The organism is Devosia oryzisoli, from assembly GCF_014837245.1.
Taxonomy (GTDB): domain Bacteria; phylum Pseudomonadota; class Alphaproteobacteria; order Rhizobiales; family Devosiaceae; genus Devosia; species Devosia oryzisoli.
In genome coordinates, this window is sequence record NZ_JACYFU010000006.1 from 90,289 (window position 1) to 107,374 (window position 17,086).

At 64.5% G+C, this 17,086-nt stretch carries 17 protein-coding genes; 12 read left to right on the forward strand and 5 right to left on the reverse strand.

Translation table 11 applies throughout. The features are described from left to right. Positions 1-375: 375 nt before the first annotated feature. The 9 genes from IC608_RS17490 to IC608_RS17530 all read left to right on the forward strand — a co-directional run bounded on the left by IC608_RS17490 (position 376) and on the right by IC608_RS17530 (position 12,344). On the forward strand, positions 376-2,841 hold the full coding sequence (locus IC608_RS17490; RefSeq protein WP_191778181.1) for an acyl-CoA dehydrogenase: 2,466 nt from the start codon (positions 376-378) through the stop codon (positions 2,839-2,841). Positions 2,842-2,987: 146 nt separating this feature from the next. Next, positions 2,988-4,949, forward strand: a complete 1,962-nt coding sequence (locus IC608_RS17495) for a 3-hydroxyacyl-CoA dehydrogenase NAD-binding domain-containing protein (RefSeq protein WP_191778183.1) — start codon at positions 2,988-2,990, stop codon at positions 4,947-4,949. Between the two features lie 104 nt (positions 4,950-5,053). Then, positions 5,054-6,337, forward strand: coding sequence for an acetyl-CoA C-acetyltransferase (locus IC608_RS17500; protein ID WP_191778185.1), 1,284 nt, complete (start codon positions 5,054-5,056; stop codon positions 6,335-6,337). Beyond that, positions 6,334-6,498: a hypothetical protein gene (locus IC608_RS17505; RefSeq protein WP_191778188.1), complete on the forward strand. Its 165-nt coding sequence runs from the start codon at positions 6,334-6,336 to the stop codon at positions 6,496-6,498. Before IC608_RS17500 ends, IC608_RS17505 begins: the two co-directional genes overlap by 4 nt. 333 nt (positions 6,499-6,831) lie before the next feature. After that, on the forward strand, positions 6,832-8,394 hold the full coding sequence (locus IC608_RS17510; protein WP_191778302.1) for a peptide ABC transporter substrate-binding protein: 1,563 nt from the start codon (positions 6,832-6,834) through the stop codon (positions 8,392-8,394). A 98-nt stretch (positions 8,395-8,492) separates the two neighbouring features. Continuing rightward, positions 8,493-9,416: an ABC transporter permease gene (locus tag IC608_RS17515; RefSeq protein WP_191778190.1), complete on the forward strand. Its 924-nt coding sequence runs from the start codon at positions 8,493-8,495 to the stop codon at positions 9,414-9,416. Beyond that, positions 9,416-10,336, forward strand: a complete 921-nt coding sequence (locus tag IC608_RS17520) for an ABC transporter permease (protein ID WP_191778192.1) — start codon at positions 9,416-9,418, stop codon at positions 10,334-10,336. The genes IC608_RS17515 and IC608_RS17520 overlap by 1 nt, the downstream gene beginning before the upstream one ends. A gap of 2 nt (positions 10,337-10,338) precedes the next feature. Continuing rightward, on the forward strand, positions 10,339-11,325 hold the full coding sequence (locus IC608_RS17525) for an ABC transporter ATP-binding protein (RefSeq protein ID WP_191778194.1): 987 nt from the start codon (positions 10,339-10,341) through the stop codon (positions 11,323-11,325). A gap of 8 nt (positions 11,326-11,333) precedes the next feature. Continuing rightward, positions 11,334-12,344, forward strand: a complete 1,011-nt coding sequence (locus tag IC608_RS17530) for an ABC transporter ATP-binding protein (RefSeq protein ID WP_210316420.1) — start codon at positions 11,334-11,336, stop codon at positions 12,342-12,344. Here the strand turns inward: IC608_RS17530 and IC608_RS17535 are convergent. Further along, positions 12,335-12,835: an HIT family protein gene (locus tag IC608_RS17535; protein WP_345890924.1), complete on the reverse strand. Its 501-nt coding sequence runs from the start codon at positions 12,833-12,835 to the stop codon at positions 12,335-12,337. The genes IC608_RS17530 and IC608_RS17535 overlap by 10 nt on opposite strands. Next, positions 12,832-13,332, reverse strand: a complete 501-nt coding sequence (locus IC608_RS17540; RefSeq protein ID WP_191778198.1) for a response regulator — start codon at positions 13,330-13,332, stop codon at positions 12,832-12,834. Before IC608_RS17540 ends, IC608_RS17535 begins: the two co-directional genes overlap by 4 nt. A 172-nt stretch (positions 13,333-13,504) precedes the next feature. On the opposite strand from IC608_RS17540, the gene ykgO reads away from it, so the two are divergent. Next, entirely contained in the window at positions 13,505-13,630 is a 126-nt protein-coding gene (gene ykgO / locus IC608_RS17545) for a type B 50S ribosomal protein L36 (RefSeq protein ID WP_046105532.1), read from the forward strand. A gap of 216 nt (positions 13,631-13,846) precedes the next feature. Further along, complete coding sequence (locus IC608_RS17550) at positions 13,847-14,152, forward strand: TM2 domain-containing protein (protein ID WP_191778200.1); 306 nt, start codon at positions 13,847-13,849, stop codon at positions 14,150-14,152. 51 nt (positions 14,153-14,203) lie between these two features. Here the strand turns inward: IC608_RS17550 and pyk are convergent, their stop codons facing one another. Together pyk and IC608_RS17560 are read right to left on the reverse strand one after the other, a co-directional pair. Continuing rightward, a complete protein-coding gene (pyk, locus tag IC608_RS17555; RefSeq protein WP_191778202.1) occupies positions 14,204-15,643 on the reverse strand; it encodes a pyruvate kinase in 1,440 nt (479 codons plus the stop codon). After that, positions 15,640-16,197, reverse strand: coding sequence for a DUF1036 domain-containing protein (locus tag IC608_RS17560; protein ID WP_191778203.1), 558 nt, complete (start codon positions 16,195-16,197; stop codon positions 15,640-15,642). The genes pyk and IC608_RS17560 overlap by 4 nt, the downstream gene beginning before the upstream one ends. 309 nt (positions 16,198-16,506) lie before the next feature. Between IC608_RS17560 and IC608_RS17565 the strand changes: the two genes are divergently transcribed. After that, a complete protein-coding gene (locus IC608_RS17565) occupies positions 16,507-16,770 on the forward strand; it encodes a DUF2312 domain-containing protein (protein WP_191778205.1) in 264 nt (87 codons plus the stop codon). Between the two features lie 9 nt (positions 16,771-16,779). Here IC608_RS17565 and IC608_RS17570 read toward each other — a convergent pair whose 3' ends face one another. Continuing rightward, complete coding sequence (locus IC608_RS17570) at positions 16,780-17,007, reverse strand: flagellar basal body rod C-terminal domain-containing protein (RefSeq protein WP_191778207.1); 228 nt, start codon at positions 17,005-17,007, stop codon at positions 16,780-16,782. Between the last annotated feature and the right edge of the window lie 79 nt (positions 17,008-17,086).

Sequence of the window (17,086 nt, forward strand, 5' to 3'; positions counted from 1 at the left end):
GGTCCTCCACTGTGCCTCTTGCGGGCGGCGGGCCGGGCCCGCTTCTCTGCTGCCGTTCGGCAGCACCAGGCAAAACTATTCCACGGGTTTCCGCTAGCGTCAATTCGTTGCCCGGCCGGTTAGTCGGCGAGACGAGGCTGATACTGCTGATTAGCGACGTTTAGGGCGGCATGTTGACGTATACGTAAACTTGGGTAATCTGGGATGTACCAGGAGCCGGGCATGAGTATGCTCGGTGCGCTGGGGAGCAGCCGACTCGGTGCGGCAGGAAAGCTGACGGTAGGGAACCAAAAGGGCTCCTCGGCCGTCTCGACAGCAAGCGTCGCGTTACGGGGCAGGCTGCCCTCGCGAGCGATGCGCGGGGAGGAACGAGCCTTGGCTCTGGCACTTTTTCTGATCGGCGTGGTTGTATTCGGCTTTCTGGCAATGCGGGAAAGCCCGCTCTGGCAGTGGGGCGCCGCCATGCTGGTGATCGGGCTGTTATCGGGCCTGCACTTTGGCGCAACGGGGGCGGGCTACGGCCTCGGTTTCGGCAGCTGGCTGGTGCTCATCGTGGGCGCCGTGCTGCTGACACTCTCGGTCAAGCCGATCCGGCTGAAGGTGCTGACGACCCCGATCTATGGCGCCGTCAAATCCATTCTGCCGCGGGTGAGCCGCACCGAACAGGAAGCGCTTGATGCCGGCACTGTGGGCTGGGATGCGGAGCTCTTTTCGGGGCGTCCGAACTGGGACAAGCTGACCAAAATCCGGCCGCTGACGCTGACGCCGGACGAGCAGGCGTTTCTCGATGGCCCCACGGAAACCGCCTGCCGGATGATCGACGACTGGGACATTCGGCACAATCGCGCCGATCTTTCGCCCGAGCTCTGGCAGTTCCTCAAGGAGAACGGGTTCCTGGGCATGCTGATCGCCAAGGAGCATGGGGGCCTGGGGTTTTCGGCGCAGGCACAGTCGATGATCGTCTCCAAGATCGCGAGCCGCTCGGTGGCGGCAGGCATCACGGTGATGGTGCCCAATTCGCTGGGGCCGGGGGAGCTGCTCGAGAAATACGGCACGCCCGAACAGAAGAACAAATATCTCCATCGCCTCGCCAACGGGCAGGAGGTGCCCTGCTTCGCGCTGACGGGCGTCCATTCGGGGTCGGACGCGGGCGGGATGCGCGACATCGGCATCGTCACGCGGCAGATGTGGAATGGCGTCGAAACGCTGGGCGTGCGCCTCAGCTTTGACAAGCGCTACATTACGCTGGCCCCCATCGCAACGCTGGTGGGCCTCGCCTTCCTTCTCAAGGACCCGGACAATCATCTGGGCCGCGGGCCCGATATCGGCATTACCCTGGCGCTGATCCCGCACGACCATCCGGGGCTCGACATCGGGCGGCGGCACTATCCGGCGCGGCAGGCCTTCATGAACGGGCCGGTGCGCGGCACCGACATGTTCGTGCCCATGGATTATCTGATCGGCGGCACCGATTATGCGGGACAGGGCTGGCGCATGCTGATGGAGTGCCTCTCGACGGGGCGCGCCATTTCGCTGCCCGCCATCGGCTCGACCTCCATCAAAGCGACGCTGCGCGCCACGTCGGCCTATGCGCGGGTGCGGCGGCAGTTCGGCATTCCCGTCGGGATCATGGAAGGTGTGGCCGAGCCTTTGGGCGAGATGGTCAAGCGCGCCTATGCCTTCGAGGCGGCGCGGCGATTGACGGCGTCGATGGTGGATGAAGGACAGCGGCCGGCGGTGCTGGCGGGATTGCTCAAATACACGACGACCGAAGCCATGCGCGACAGCATGGACGACGCCTTCGACATTCAGGGCGGCCGCGCCATCCAGGACGGGCCAGGGAACTATCTGTTCGGCGCCTACCAGGCGCTGCCTGTGGCGATTACGGTGGAAGGCGCCAACATCCTGACGCGGACGCTGATGACCTTTGCGCAGGGCGTGCTGCGGGCGCATCCATATCTGCTCAAGGAAGTGCAGGCGGCGCAGAACAAGGATCGCCGCGCCGGGCTCGACGCGTTCGACACGGCCTTTGGCGGGCATACGCGCTTCATGCTGCGCAACATCGTCGCCAGTTTCCTGCATGGGCTGACCAATGGCGCCTTCGCCTCGAGCCCCAATGATGGGCCGATGGCGATGTGGTATCGGCGGCTGCATCGCTATGCGCAGGATTTTGCGCTGGTGGCGGACTGGATCACGGTGGTGCTGGGCGGTGCGCTCAAGCGCAAGCAGAAGATTTCGGGCCGCATGGCCGATATCCTGGGCGACCTTTACATCATGTCGGCCACGCTCAAACGGTTCGAGGAGGAAGGGCAGATTGCCGAGGACCGCGAACTGGTCGAGGCGATCCTGGCCGACCGGGTGGCGTCGATGGAAACCACCTTCGGCGAGGTCTTTGTCAATTTCCCGAACCCGGTCTTTGCCGGAGCGATGCGGTTCCTGTGCTTCCCACTCGGGCGGCATGCGCGGCCGGCCTCTGACCGGGTCAACTATCGCTTCGTGCGCGCCGTGTTGCGGCCCGGTGCGTTCCGCGACCGGCTGACCACCGGCGTCTATGTCAGCATGGACCCGGATGACGTCACCGGCGTCCTCGAAGATGCGTTCCTCAAGGTGACGGAGGCCGAGGAGATCGAGGCCCGGTTCATCAAGGCCGCGCGCAAGGGCGTGATCGAGCGGCGGCTCGACCGGGACGCCATTGCCGATGCCGTGGCCGCCGGGGTGCTGAACGAGAACGAGGCGGGCATCATGCGCGCGGCGGACGAGGCGACCAACCGCGCCGTGCATGTGGACGATTTCGGGGTGGATGTGCTTAAGCCTACATCGCAGCCGATGGCGGCGGAGTAGGGTGCGCGACGATTTGATACGGAGGCACTCCCGCGAAAGCGGGACCTCCGTGGGAAATGCAAACAGGGGTTCCCGCTTTCGCGGGAATGACGTGGTGGTGGATGAAGGTCCATCGCAAGGACGAAGATCCGCATCGAGGAGCCAAGATGATCGCCCCACAGGCCACTGACACCAAGCACTGGCGCTTTCACACCGATGTCGAAAAGATCGGCTGGCTGACGATCGACACGCCCGGCGCGTCGGTCAATACGCTGAGCCGAGAGGCGATCATGGAGCTCGAAACGCTGGTGGCGCGGTTCGAGGATCTGGCCAGTTCCGGCGAACTGATCGGCGTGGTGCTGCTTTCGGGCAAGGACAGCGGCTTCATTGCCGGTGCCGATATCAGCGAATTCGACGCGATGAGCGACTTTTCGGTGTTGCCGGAGGCGCTGAAACGGACGCATGCGCTGTTTTCGCGGATCGAGGGGCTGCGCATTCCGGTGGTCGCCGGCGTCCACGGTTTCTGCCTTGGGGGCGGGCTGGAGCTGGCGCTGGCGTGCCACTACCGGATCGCGGTCAATGACGACAAGACGCGCATCGGGTTTCCAGAGGTGAACCTGGGCATCTTCCCGGGATTTGGCGGGACGGGGCGCTCGATCCGCCAGGCGGGACCGGTGGACGCCATGCAGATCATGCTGACGGGCAAGATGCTGCGCCCGGGCGCGGCGCGTGGCCTCAACCTCGTCGACAAATTGGTGCGGCACCGCGACATGCTGCGCTGGGAAGGCCGCAAGGCGGTGCTGCAAAAGCGCAAGTCGAGCGAGGCGCCGTTGGCGAAAAAGGCGCTGGCGCTGCCGCTGGTGCGGGAGGCCGTGGCCAACCAGATGCGCAAGCAAGTGGCCAAGAAGGCGCGGCGCGAGCATTACCCGGCGCCCTACGCGCTGATCGATCTCTTCGAGCAGCACGGCGATGACTGGCGAGCCATGATCCGTGGCGAGGTGGACGCCTTCGTGCCGCTGATGGGTTCGCCCACGGCCACCAATCTGCGGCGGGTGTTCTTTCTCTCCGAGGGGCTCAAGAAGCAGAAGGTCCGGGGCGAGCGCTTTGCGCGGGTGCATGTGATCGGGGCCGGGGTGATGGGCGGCGACATCGCTGCCTGGTGCGCCTATCGCGGCATGGCGGTGACGCTGCAGGACCTCGACATGGACCGCATCAAGCCGGCACTCGACCGGGCCAAGAAGCTGTTCAAGAAGCGCTACAAGAAAAAGCACGAGGTGGACGCGGCCATGCTGCGGCTGACCGCCGACCCGAAGGGTACGGGCGTGGCGCGGGCCGACGTGATCATCGAGGCGGTGGTGGAAAAGCTCGAGGTCAAGCAATCGATCTTCAAGGGGGTCGAAGGCAAGATCAAGGACGGCGCCATCCTGGCGACCAACACATCCTCCATCGAACTCGAACGCATCGCGGAGGCGCTCGACAAGCCCGAGCGGCTGATCGGGCTGCACTTCTTCAATCCGGTGGCGCAGCTGCCGCTGGTGGAGGTGATCCGCTCGCGCTTCAATTCGGACGAGGCGATCGGCAAGGGGGCCAGTTTCGCGCTGGCCATCGGCAAGTCACCCGTGGTGGTGAAGTCGGCCCCGGGTTTCCTCGTCAATCGCGTGCTGATGCCCTACATGCTCGGTGCCGTCGAGCGGGTGGAAAAGGGCGAGAGCAAGGAGTTGCTCGACGCCGCCGCGGTGGCGTTCGGCATGCCGATGGGGCCGATCGAACTCATGGATACGGTCGGGCTCGATGTCGGCAAATCGGTGGCCAGCGAGCTGGGGCATCCGGTGCCCGAGGGCAGCCGGTTCGCGCAGCTCATTGCCGAGGGCAAGCTGGGGCGCAAGACCGGCGAAGGCTTTTACCGATGGGAAAAGGGAAAGCCGATCAAGGGCGAGACGCCCAACCATCCGGATCTCGCAGCGCTCGGCAAGGAACTGGTGCGGCCGCTGGTGGACACGACGGAGGTCGTGGTCGGCGAGGGCGTGGTGGCCAATGCGGACCTGGCCGATATCGGCGTCATCCTAGGCACCGGTTTCGCGCCGTTCCTGGGCGGGCCGATGAGGGCGCGCGCGGATGGGCGGGCGTGACGAGTGTCCTGGTTCGCGACGGTGAACCCCTCACCCGGCGCTTCGCGCCTCTCCCCTCAGGGGCGAGGTAAAGATCTTGCCAGCCCCGACTTTGGAGACAAGAAATGACTGAACTCAAGCGTGTTGCCATTGTCGGATCAGCCCGCATTCCGTTTGCGCGCGGGGGCACCGCCTATGCGGAGGAAACCAATCTGTCGCTGCTGGGGACGACACTGGCCGGGCTGGCGGACAAATACGGGCTCAAGGGCGAGAAAGTGGACGAGGTGGTCGCCGGCGCCGTGATCAACCATAGCCGGGATTTCAACATCGCCCGCGAGGCGCTGCTCGACGCAGGACTGTCGCCGCGCACGCCGGGAACGACACTGCAGATCGCCTGCGGCACGAGCCTGCAGGCGGCGTTGATGCTGGCGGGCAAGATCGCGTCGGGGCAGATCGAGAGCGGCATTGCTGCGGGTTCCGATACGGTGAGCGACAGCCCGATCGTCTTCGGGCCGAAGTTCCAGCACCGGCTGCTCAATGCCAACGCGGCCAAGACCACGGGCGACAAGCTCAAGGCGTTCAAGGGGTTCAATTTCGGCGAGCTGTCGCCGGTGGCGCCTTCGGTCAATGAGCCGCGCACCGGGCTTTCAATGGGCCAGCACTGCGAGTTGATGGCCAAGGAGTGGCATATTCCGCGCCAGGCGCAGGACGCGCTGGCGGTGGCGAGCCATCGGCATGCGGCCGAGGCCTATGACGAGGGGTTTCACGACGATCTTCTCGTGCCCTGCGCCGGCCTTCTCAAGGACAACAATGTGCGGCCCGACGCGAACCTTGAAAAGATGGCGACGCTGAAGCCGGCCTTCGACAAGCAGAGCGGGGAAGGCACGTTGACGGCGGGCAATTCGACGCCATTGACCGACGGCGCCGCTTCGGTGCTGCTGGCGAGCGAGGAGTGGGCCCGGGCGCGGGGGCTGCCGATCCTGGCCTATCTCACCACCGGGCGGGTGGCGGGCAATGATTTTGCGCATGGCGAGGGGCTGCTGATGGCACCGACCATCGCGGTGAGCGAGATGTTGCAGCGGGCGGGGCTCGGCTTTGCCGACATCGATTATTTCGAGCTGCACGAAGCCTTTGCCGCGCAGGTTTTGGCGACGCTCAAGGCCTGGAACGACCCCGCCTATTGCCGGGACGTGCTGGGACGAGAGGCCGTGCTGGGCGAGATCGACCCGGGCAAGATCAACGTCAAGGGGTCGAGCCTGGCCTATGGGCATCCCTTTGCCGCCACAGGGGCGCGTATCCTGGGCCTCACGGCCAAGCTGCTCTCGGGGCAGGCGGGCAAGCGGGCGCTGATCTCGGTCTGCACGGCGGGTGGCATGGGCGTCGCCGCGCTGGTAGAAAGCGCGGCATGAGCGACGACAACATCATTCCGTTCCGGCGGCCGGAGAAGAAACCCGAGCCGCCGGTGAAGAAACCACGAGGCCCGCTGCCCGGCTGGGTGCCCTTTGCCGTGCTGGTCGCGGTGGCGATCGGGATTTATCTCGTCCAGCAAAGCGGTTTGTTCGGACCGTAGATCAAAAGCGATCCACAGGGCGTGTGGCCCGAGTCACTTCGGCGCAATCCTTTGGTTCGGAACGCAAATTTCCTTCCGCAAGGGTTGCTGGTGCCGACTGGACGCTGGTGCTTGACGTTTAGGTCAAGGTTTTCGCTTGTCAGTAGACGGAATTGCGAGATACCGTCCAATCACCTTGACCGCCGGGTAAAAAACGGCGGCAGCAACAAATGAGCCGCGCAGCATCAATCGCGTGGCCTGCCAGAGAAACGAAGAATTCCACAAGGAGATGGGACGATAATGAAGATCACCACAGCTCTGAAGGCGGTATCGACCGCCGGCGCCCTGGCGCTGATGATGAGCACTGCGGCCTCTGCCGTGACGCTGCAGCTGCACAATGGTGGCGACCCCGGCTCGCTCGATCCGGCCAAGGTCTCCGGCGATTGGGAAAACCGCGTCGTCGGCGACTATATCGAAGGCCTGGTGACCGATGACGCCAACGCCAAGCCCATCCCCGGACAGGCGGAGAGCTGGGACATTTCGGACGATGGCCTGGTCTATACCTTCCATCTGCGCGACGGCATCAAGTGGACCGATGGCGAGCCGGTAACGGCGGACGACTTCGTGTTTGCGATGCAGCGCCTGATGGACCCCAAGACGGCGTCCGAATATGCGTATCTGCAGTATCCCATCAAGAACGCGCAGGCGATCAACTCCGGCGAGATGACCGATCTCAACGAGCTCGGCGTCAAGGCCATCGACGACAAGACGCTCGAAATCACCCTCGAGGCGCCGACTCCCTTCTTCATCGAAGCGCTGACGCACTACACTGCCTTCCCCGTGCCCAAGCACCTGGTGGAAGAGTTCGGCGACGACTGGACCAAGATGGACCACATCGTGGCCAATGGTCCCTACAAGATCGTGGAATGGCTGCCGGGCTCCTATGTCCACTCGGTCAAGAACGAGGACTATTACGACGCCGCCAACGTGCAGATCGACGAGGTCTACTACAACGTCCTCGAAGACCAGGCGGCCGCGCTCAACCGCTACCGTGCGGGCGAGTTCGACATCCTCACCGACTTCCCGTCGGACCAGTATCAGTGGATGCAGGACAATCTGCCGGGCGAAGCCCATGTGGCTCCGTTCCTGGGCGTCTACTACTACGTGATGAACCAGGAAAAGCCGCCGCTGGACGACGTCCGCGTGCGCGAGGCCCTCTCGATCTCGGTGCTGCGTGACGTGATCGGCCCCGACATCCTGGGCACCGGCGAACTGCCGGCCTATGGTTGGGTGCCGCCGGGCACCGGCAACTATGTCGAGAACGCCTACATGCCCGAGTGGGCGCAGATGCCCTACGAAGAGCGCGTCGCCAAGGCGCAGGAACTGCTCAAGGAAGCCGGCTATGGCCCGGACAATCCGCTGACGCTGCAGCTGCGCTACAACACCAACGACAACCACCAGCGCATCGCCGTGGCGATCGCCGCCATGTGGGAGCCGCTGGGCGTCAAGGTGGAGCTGTTCAACTCCGAAGTGGCCGTCCACTACGACGCGCTGCGTGCGGGTGATTTCCAGGTCGGCCGTGCCGGCTGGCTGCTCGACTACAACGATCCGTCCAACACGCTGGACCTGCTCAAGACGGGCACCATGCAGGACGGCACCATGAACTGGGGCAACAATTACGGCCGCTACTCGAACGAAGAGTTCGACACGCTGCTCGACCAGGCCTCGACCGAACAGGACCTTGCCAAGCGCGGCGAAGTCCTGGCCCAGGCCGAGAAGATCGCCATGGACGAGTTCGCTGCCCTGCCGATCTACTGGTACGTCTCCAAGAACGTGGTGAAGCCCTATATCGAAGGCTTCGAGGACAACGCCAAGGACATCCACCGCACGCGGTGGTTGACGAAGAACGAGCAGTAAGCCGCTTCTTCAAGGCATGACGTGGGGGCTCCGGCCCCCACGGTTCTTTTCTACCGGCGCAATGGACGGGGCGCCGGACCCAACAAGGTCACATCATCATGATCAGCTACGCCCTGCGGCGCGTGCTCTCGGCCATTCCGATAGCGCTGATTGCCGTAACTGTATGCTTCTTCATCCTGCGCCTGGCGCCGGGCGGTCCGTTCGACGGCGAACGCGCCCTGCCGCCGAACGTCATGGCGAATTTGCGCGCCTACTATAATCTCGATCAGTCGCTGCCCATGCAGTACCTGATCTATGTGTGGCGCCTGCTGCACGGCGACCTCGGCCCGTCCATGGTGATCGATGGGTTCCGCGTCTCTGACCTTATCCGCATCGGTTTTCCGTTCACCCTCACCATGGCGATGAGCGCCTTCGTCGTGGCGACGGCGATCGGGATCGTCGCAGGCATGATCGCCGCGGTGAACCAGAACAAGTGGCCCGACTATGTGCTGGTGCTGGTCGTGATGATCGGCGTCGTGGTGCCCAATTTCCTCAGCGCAGCGCTGCTGCAGCTGGTGTTCGGCGTCTACCTCAAGTGGCTGCCGGCGGGCGGCTGGGTCAACGGCTCGCTGACGCACCTGGTGCTGCCGGTAACCGTGCTGGCGTGGCCACATGCCGCGCGCATTTCGCGGCTGATGCGCGGCTCGATGATCGAGGTGCTGGGCACGAACTATGTGCGCACTGCCCGCTCCAAGGGCCTGGGCGAACGGCTGGTGCTGGCGCGTCACGCCATCAAGCCGGCGCTGATCCCCGTGGTGTCCTATCTCGGACCGGGGCTGAGCTACCTGCTCACCGGTTCGCTGGTGGTCGAACAGGTGTTCGGCCTGCCGGGCATCGGCAAGTACTTCATCACCGCGGCCCTTAACCGCGACTACGGCATCGTGCTGGGCACGACGATCCTCTACATGTTCATCATTCTGGCGCTCAACCTCCTGGTTGACATGCTCTATGCCTGGCTCGACCCCAAGGTGAGGTACCGCTGATGGCTGGCATTACCGGCAAGGACGCCATTCTCACCGACTACGCCAACAAGCTCGAAAAGCTCGACGCGCCCAAGGGCCGCTCGTTGACGCAGGACGCCATGCGGCGGCTGCTGCGCAACAAGGCGGCGATGGTGTCGATCATCCTCGTCGTGCTGATCGTGCTGGCGGCGATCATCGGCCCCTATTTCGTGCCGTGGGGCTATGCGGAGGTCGACTGGACGTCAATCCGCAAGCCGCCCGACCTCTCCAAGGGGCACGTGTTCGGCACCGATCAGAACGGGCGTGACATGCTGGCGCGCGTGCTGCAGGGCACGCAGATGAGCCTGATCGTGGCGGGCGTCGCCACCGTGGTGTCGGTGGTGATCGGCGTGGTCTATGGAGCCGTTGCGGGGTATTTCGGCGGCAAGGTGGATGCCGTGATGATGCGCTTCGTCGATATCATGTACGCGCTGCCCTACATCCTCTTCGTCATCATCCTCGTCGTGATCTTCGGGCGCAATCCGGTGCTGCTGTTCGTGGGCATCGGGTGCCTCGAATGGCTCACCATGGCCCGCATCGTGCGCGGGCAGACGCTGACGCTCAAGGAGCGCGAGTTCGTCGAGGCGGCGCGCGCGGGCGGGGCCAAGCCCTTCACCATCATCCTGCGGCACATCGTGCCCAACCTTACCGGCCCGGTCGTCATCTATGCGACGCTGACGGTGCCGGAAATCATCATCACCGAGAGCTTCCTCAGCTATCTGGGCCTCGGCGTGCAGGAGCCCCAGACGTCGCTGGGCACGCTGATCTCGTTTGGCGCCCCGGTGGCCGAAGTGCTGCCCTGGATGCTGTTGGCGCCCGCCGGCGTGCTGGTGACGCTGCTGCTCTGCCTCACCTATATCGGTGACGGGCTGCGCGATGCTCTCGACCCCAAGGATCGCTGACCATGACTGATACCGTCCTATCGATCGAGGATCTCTCGGTCACCTTCGATCTGCACCAGAGCGAAGTGCATGCCGTGCGCGAGCTCAATTTCTCGCTCCAGGCCGGGGAAACCATGGCGGTGGTGGGAGAGTCGGGCTCGGGCAAGAGCCAGGCCTTCCTCTCCATCATGGGCCTGCTCGCCAAGAATGGCCGGGCCAGCGGCCGGGCTATGCTCGGAGACCTCAATCTCGTGGGCATGGACAAGAACCGGCTCGACCAGGTGCGCGGCAAGGACATCGCCATGATCTTCCAGGATCCGATGACCTCGCTCAATCCCAGCCTGCGGCTCAAGACGCAGCTCTCCGAAGTGCTGGTCAAGCACCAGGGGTTCGACAAGGGCAAGGCCATCCGCCACGCCGTCGAGATGCTGGAGCGGGTGGGCATTCCCGAACCGGGCAAGCGCGCCAATGCCTATCCGCACGAGCTCTCTGGCGGCATGCGGCAGCGCGTGATGATCGCCATGGCGCTGCTGTGCCAGCCGAAAATCCTGATCGCGGACGAACCGACCACGGCGCTAGACGTGACGGTGCAGGCGCAGATGCTGGACCTGTTCAAGACGCTGACCGAGGACTTTGGGACGGCGCTGGTGTTGATCACGCATGACCTGGGCGTCGTGGCCGGTGTCGCGGACCGCATGATGGTGATGTATGGCGGAAGGTGCGTGGAAAAGGGCAGGACGGACGAGCTGTTCTACGATCCGCGCCACCCCTACACGCTCGGGCTCCTCCATTCGACGCCGCACATTGCGCACCGGGCGGCGCGGCTCGACCCCATCCAGGGGTTGCCGCCGAGCCTAGAGCACCTGCCCAAGGGCTGCTCGTTCCATCCACGCTGCGCCTTCTGCTTCGACCGGTGCCTCGAGGAGCGTCCGCCGCTGGCGCCAGTCGAGGGGGGCCGGGAAAAGGCGTGTTTCTATGAAGGGCCGATGACCTACGAGGCGGTGGCGTGATGAACAAGATGGCTCCAAACCTGCTCGAGATCCGCGATCTCAAGAAGACTTTTGGCATTGCCACGGGCCTGTTCTCGCGCGAGCTGACGCTGACGGCACTGCAGGACATCAACTTTTCCGTGCGGCAGGGCGAGACGCTGGGCATCGTGGGCGAAAGCGGCTGCGGCAAGTCCACTCTGGGCCGCTGCATCCTGCAACTCATCGCGCCGGACGAAGGGCAGGTGCTCTGGCTGGGGCAGGACCTGACGCGCCTGCCGGCCGAGGAGATGCGCAAGCGCCGGGCGGACCTCCAGATCATCTTCCAGGATCCGCTTGCCTCGCTCAATCCGCGCATGACGGTAGGCGAGATCATCGAGGACCCGCTCAAGACCTTGCGGCCCGAGCTCAAGAGGGCCGAGCGCCGGGCGCGCGTGGTGCGGGTGATGGAATCGGTGGGGCTGTTGCCCGAGATGATCAATCGCTATCCGCATGAATTTTCGGGCGGGCAGGCCCAACGCATCGGGATCGCGCGGGCGCTCATCACCGAGCCCAAGCTCATTGTCTGCGACGAGCCGGTTTCGGCGCTGGACGTCTCGATCCAGGCGCAAATCCTCAACCTGCTCTCCGAACTCAAGGACGAATACGGGCTGACGTTGATCTTCATCTCGCACAACCTTTCGGTGGTGCGGCATGTGTCGGACCGGATCCTGGTGCTCTATCTGGGACGCGTCGTGGAACTCGCGACGGGCGACGAAATCTACGGCGACCCCAAGCACCCCTATACGCGGGCGCTGCTGACCGCCGTGCCGATCCCGGACCCCAAGCTGGCACGGCAGCGGCAGATCGAGTCGTTGCAGGGGGAAATCCCTTCGCCGATCAACCCGCCCTCGGGATGCACCTTCCGCACCCGCTGCCGGTTTGCGATCGAGCGCTGTGCCGAAGTACGGCCGCCGCTCGAAGAGATCGAGAACGGCCGGCTCGTCGCCTGTATCCGCTGGAAAGAGGTGGAAACCGAACGGGCGCCGCTGGCTCAGGCCTGATCGAGGGCGGCATAGGCCTCGGCAATGCGCCGGGCCTGTGCCGCCATCTCGTCCTCGCCCTGGCGCAACACGCCGTGTTCGGCCATCAGCGCGTGGTATTGCTGCTGCGCGTAGGGCACGCCGGGTGGCAGCGGCACGACATGGAAGTGCAGGTGGCTGTTGCCGGCCTGACTGCCCAGCGACAGCACGTAAACGCGCTCCGTAGGGAAGGTGCGCTTGAGGGCGCGGGCGAGCCTATGCACCATTGCCTGGAGCGCGAGGTACGCTTGTTCGCCGAGGCCCTCCGCGAGATCCTCGACATGGGCCTTGGGGCAGACCAGGGCGTAGCCGGGCTGGGTCGGAAACTTGCTGAGGAAGGCGATGTGGTGCTCGTCCTCGATGATGACGTGATGCGCGTAGCCAGCGTCACCGGCCAGCATGGCGCAGATGAAGCACGGACCGTTGCGGCTGCGTTCGACCAGGGCGTCGATGTCGAGGGGCGCGCGGCTCACGGATCGGTGGCGCCGGGCTCGCTGCGGCGATCTCCATCGATGCTGACAGTGCGGCGCCGACGGTCCGGGCCAATATAGCGCGTGGCCTCGATGAAGGCGCGGGGCGCGGCGGCAATGGTGTCGAGCCGGGCCTTGAGGTGAACGGCCGAAAAGGGCTTGCGCAGGAATTCGTTGATGCCGGCGTCCCGGGCAGCGGCGATGCGGTGCGCGTCCGGCGAAGCGGCCATCATGATGATGGGTGTCAGGCGGTTCTGGCAATCGCGCGAGGCGCGCAACTTGCGCACGAACTCGGTCGCGTCGGCCCCGATGAGGGCATCATCGAGAATGACGACGTCGAAAAGGCGCCGCCGCAGTTCCACCAGAGCCTGTGAGGCCTCATTGGCGATGCGAATGTCGCGGCGGCCGACGCTGCGGGCCATGGTGGCCACGAGGTTGGCCATGTTGGGCTGGGGGTCGATGATCAGGACCCCCCTCTTGGTGATCGTCTCGACAGCCATGGGTGTTGCTCTCGAAGGGCTGGACGCAAGTTACATCACGAGAGTGTCGCGGCGGTTAACGGCTGGGGAAAAGTCTTGCGCCGACGCGTTGACAGGGGCGGCTCATTTCCCTATATCGGAGCCAGTTTCGGGCGCTTTGGCGCCCCTTTTGTTTGACCAAGGATTTGGAACGATGAAGATCCGCAATTCGCTGAAGGCGTTGATGACTCGCCACCGCGCGAACAAGCTCGTCCGCCGCCGCGGCCGGGTTTACATCATCAACAAGGTGGACAAGCGCTTCAAGGCCCGCCAGGGCTAAGCGCTTTTCGACGATTGTTTCGATGGGGCCCGCATGACCGTGCGGGCCCCATTGCTTTGTCCGGGTCATGGGCCCGGCAAGGCGGTGCAGATCAAGGCCATGCCGCGGGGCACGGGAGCGGTGTCGGGTGGAGAGGCGAGTGGACGAGCGACAGGCCAGTTCCCTTGATTCCGGCGCGATCGTGTCCATCTAAGTCACCGAAAGGGGACCTGCCCAATGACCACTGACCGCGTTTCGGCCCAATACGATATCGAGAAGAAGTCGCTTGTCGTGGCCTATGTGCTGTGGCTGTTCCTGGGATATGTGGGCGCGCACCGCTTCTATTTGGGGCGGCCGATCAGCGGGCTCATCATGCTCCTGATCTCGGGCGCTACGCTGCTCGTGAGCTTCGTGACGTTCGGGCTGCTCAGTTTTCTGTGGTTCGGCATTGCGCTGTGGTGGCTGATCGATGCCTTGCTGATCCCGGGCATGGCCGCGGGGACCAATACACGGATCGCCGACAGGGTGTTTGCCCGCCGCTGACACAAAAAGGCCCGCTCGCGCGGGCCTCTCGTTTTCTAATCTGCGGCGCGGTCAGCTCGAGCCGGCGCCGTCCTGACGAACGAAGGCGATGCGCAGCATGTTGGTGGCGCCGGGGGTGCCCAGCGGAACGCCGGCCGTGATGGCGATGCGGTCGCCGGGGCGGGCGAAGCCCTCCTGATAGGCGATGACGCAGGCGCGATCGACCATGTCCTCAAGGTTCACCGCGTCCTCGGTCTGCACGCAATGAATGCCCCAGACCACCGACAGGCGGCGGATGGTGCGCAGGTTTGGGGAGAGGGCGATGATCGGCTTGGAGGGCCGCTCGCGGGCAGCGCGGATGCCAGTGGAGCCGGAGGCCGTGTAGGTGACGATGGCAGCCAGGTCGAGCGTCTCGGCGACCTGACGGGTTGCGGCCGAGATGGCGTCGGCAGCGGTGGCTTCCGGCTCGGTCTGGGCAGCGCGGATGATCGCCCGATAATTGGCGTCGCCTTCCACGGCCACGGCCACCTTGTTCATGGTGGCGACGGCCTCGACCGGATATTGGCCCGAAGCGCTTTCGGCCGACAGCATGACCGCATCGGCGCCCTCGAAAACCGCGATCGACACGTCGGACACTTCCGCGCGCGTCGGCACCGGCGAAGTGATCATGGATTCGAGCATCTGCGTGGCCACGATCACCGGCTTGCCATAGCGGCGACACATGCGGATCATGCGCTTTTGCAGGCCCGGCACGGTTTCGAGCGGCAGCTCGACGCCAAGGTCGCCGCGGGCGACCATGATGGCGTCGGAGAGTTTCACGATCTCCTCGAGCCGCTCAATGGCCTGGGGCTTTTCGATCTTGGCCATGACGCCGGCACGACCCTGGACGATCTTGCGCACGTCGATGATGTCTTCGGGGCGCTGCACGAAGGAGAGGGCGATCCAGTCGACCTCGGCCTTGAGCGCCTCGAGCAGGTCGGCATGGTCCTTCTCCGTCAGCGCGCCGGTGGGCAGCAGCGTATCGGGGAGGGAGACGCCCTTCTTGTCGGAGAGCTTGCCGCCATAGACCACTTCGGTCTCGATGGCGCCGCCTCCGACTTTGGTCGCCTTGAGCTGCAGCTTGCCATCGTCCAGAAGGAGCCGGTCGCCGACCGAGACGCTCTCGATGATTTCGGGATGCGGCAGGTAGACCCGTTCGGCATTGCCCTGGTCATTCTGCTCACTGTCGAGCGTGAAGGTCTGCCCTGGCACGAGATTGACGGAGCCACCAGCAAATTTCCAGACGCGCAGCTTTGGCCCCTGCAGATCGGCCAGAATGCCGATCGGGTGCTCGAGGCGCGCTTCCACGGCGCGGATGCGCGCGACGGTCTGATGCAGCAGCTCGTGGCTGGCATGGCTCATATTGATGCGGAAGACGTCCGCACCGGCCTTGGCCAGCTCCTCGATCATTTTTTCCTCGTGGCTCGCGGGCCCGAGGGTGGCGAGGATCTTCGCGCGTCTGATCCGTCTCATTCTGCATCCGTTGCGTCTGGTGTGGGCGGGGCCCCGGCAGAGCCATCTTCCGGGTCGACCAGAAAGGCGGGGTCTTCCAGATCTTCTCCCCCATCCGGACCGACGACACTGGGCTGGCCACCACTCTCGGTCAGCTGCAGCGTCCAGTCGGATCGGTTCTGGGTATCGATTTCAAAGAACCCCGAGCGCTCATAGCCCCGTGCAAGGCAATCCTCAACCCCGAATATTGTGAAGGTTTCGTCACGGGTGCACATGAACACCTGGCCGTCCCAGGAGCCGCCGCCAATGTCGTCGACGGCGTAGATGTAATAAAAGCGCCGCTGCAGGTCGCCCTGGTAGAGGACGCGGCAGTCACCGGGTGGCGTCTGCCACCAGCCTTCGCTCATCCAGCCCCGTTCGGCGCGATAGCCGATGGACACTGACACCACATTGGCCGTCTGGTTGCAGACGCGCAGGTCAGCCCGCGCCGGGGCCGTCTGCAGGAGGCCGGCGAGGCCCAGCGTGAGGAAGGCCAGGAGAAGCGTGGCGAAGGAAGGGCGGTGCTGCAGGATCATGCTCGGGTCCGTCGCAAAAGGCTGGCTTTGTTTGAGCGATGGGGCAAGCAAGGTCAACAGGGCAGGCCGGTGCTGACGCGATTGCTACTGCAAAAAGCGCGGAACCCGAGAATCGCGCGAAAGCAAGGGCCGAGGGCGTGTGAATTGGCTGAGAAAAAGGGTTGAACCGGAGCCGGTCATGCGGTTGAACGGGCCACCGCGAAAGAGCAACGGCCTGCAGTTGGCCGACCTCTGTCGCTTCATCCATTCCAGCCCAGGCCGGTTGGCGTCAGAACTTGCGCCGGTTGCCGGGACGAAAGAGGTTTGCCCATGGCCGTAGAAGACAGCGTCGCCCAGGATCAGCTCCGGGCCTTCATCGAGCGCATCGAGCGCATGGAGGAGGAGAAGGCGGCGATTTCCGCAGATATCAAGGAAATCTACGCCGAGGCCAAGGGCAACGGATTCGATACCAAAATCCTGCGCAAGATCGTGGCCATCCGCAAGCAGGATGCCAATGAGCGCATGGAGCAGGAAGCCCTGCTCGAGCTCTACATGTCGGCCCTGGGCATGGTCGAGGCGCCGCCCGAGCGCTGAGGCGCGGCCTCAGGCGAGGATGTCGAGCAGCGACTCGCTCATGTCGCTGGCGACGCGCACGATTTTGGCCGAGGCCGTGAAATCGGCCTTGGCTTCCAACACATTGACCATTTCGGCGCTCACGTCGACGTTGCCCTGGCCGGTGCCGAGGCGCGCGATGCGCGCGGCGCTGGTTTCGAACCGGTCGGTGGCGAGGCGCATGCCGGTGGCGCCAATGGCAAGGCTGGAGAGCGACATCGATCATCCTCTTTGTGTGCGGCCTTAGGCAAACACCGGTTGTGTTGACAAAGCCCTAGCGAAATACGCGCAAGATCCT

What these genes read in the sequence shown, in the direction of transcription:
- IC608_RS17495 (WP_191778183.1), top strand. Translation starts at nt 2,988, where the DNA reads ATGATCGCCCCACAGGCCACTGACACCAAGCACTGGCGCTTTCACACC.
- IC608_RS17500 (WP_191778185.1), top strand. Translation starts at nt 5,054, where the DNA reads ATGACTGAACTCAAGCGTGTTGCCATTGTCGGATCAGCCCGCATTCCG.
- IC608_RS17505 (WP_191778188.1), top strand. Translation starts at nt 6,334, where the DNA reads ATGAGCGACGACAACATCATTCCGTTCCGGCGGCCGGAGAAGAAACCC.
- IC608_RS17510 (WP_191778302.1), top strand. Translation starts at nt 6,832, where the DNA reads ATGATGAGCACTGCGGCCTCTGCCGTGACGCTGCAGCTGCACAATGGT.
- IC608_RS17515 (WP_191778190.1), top strand. Translation starts at nt 8,493, where the DNA reads ATGATCAGCTACGCCCTGCGGCGCGTGCTCTCGGCCATTCCGATAGCG.
- IC608_RS17520 (WP_191778192.1), top strand. Translation starts at nt 9,416, where the DNA reads ATGGCTGGCATTACCGGCAAGGACGCCATTCTCACCGACTACGCCAAC.
- IC608_RS17525 (WP_191778194.1), top strand. Translation starts at nt 10,339, where the DNA reads ATGACTGATACCGTCCTATCGATCGAGGATCTCTCGGTCACCTTCGAT.
- IC608_RS17530 (WP_210316420.1), top strand. Translation starts at nt 11,334, where the DNA reads ATGGCTCCAAACCTGCTCGAGATCCGCGATCTCAAGAAGACTTTTGGC.
- IC608_RS17540 (WP_191778198.1), bottom strand. Translation starts at nt 13,332, where the DNA reads ATGGCTGTCGAGACGATCACCAAGAGGGGGGTCCTGATCATCGACCCC.
- ykgO (WP_046105532.1), top strand. Translation starts at nt 13,505, where the DNA reads ATGAAGATCCGCAATTCGCTGAAGGCGTTGATGACTCGCCACCGCGCG.
- IC608_RS17550 (WP_191778200.1), top strand. Translation starts at nt 13,847, where the DNA reads ATGACCACTGACCGCGTTTCGGCCCAATACGATATCGAGAAGAAGTCG.
- pyk (WP_191778202.1), bottom strand. Translation starts at nt 15,643, where the DNA reads ATGAGACGGATCAGACGCGCGAAGATCCTCGCCACCCTCGGGCCCGCG.
- IC608_RS17560 (WP_191778203.1), bottom strand. Translation starts at nt 16,197, where the DNA reads ATGATCCTGCAGCACCGCCCTTCCTTCGCCACGCTTCTCCTGGCCTTC.
- IC608_RS17565 (WP_191778205.1), top strand. Translation starts at nt 16,507, where the DNA reads ATGGCCGTAGAAGACAGCGTCGCCCAGGATCAGCTCCGGGCCTTCATC.
- IC608_RS17570 (WP_191778207.1), bottom strand. Translation starts at nt 17,007, where the DNA reads ATGTCGCTCTCCAGCCTTGCCATTGGCGCCACCGGCATGCGCCTCGCC.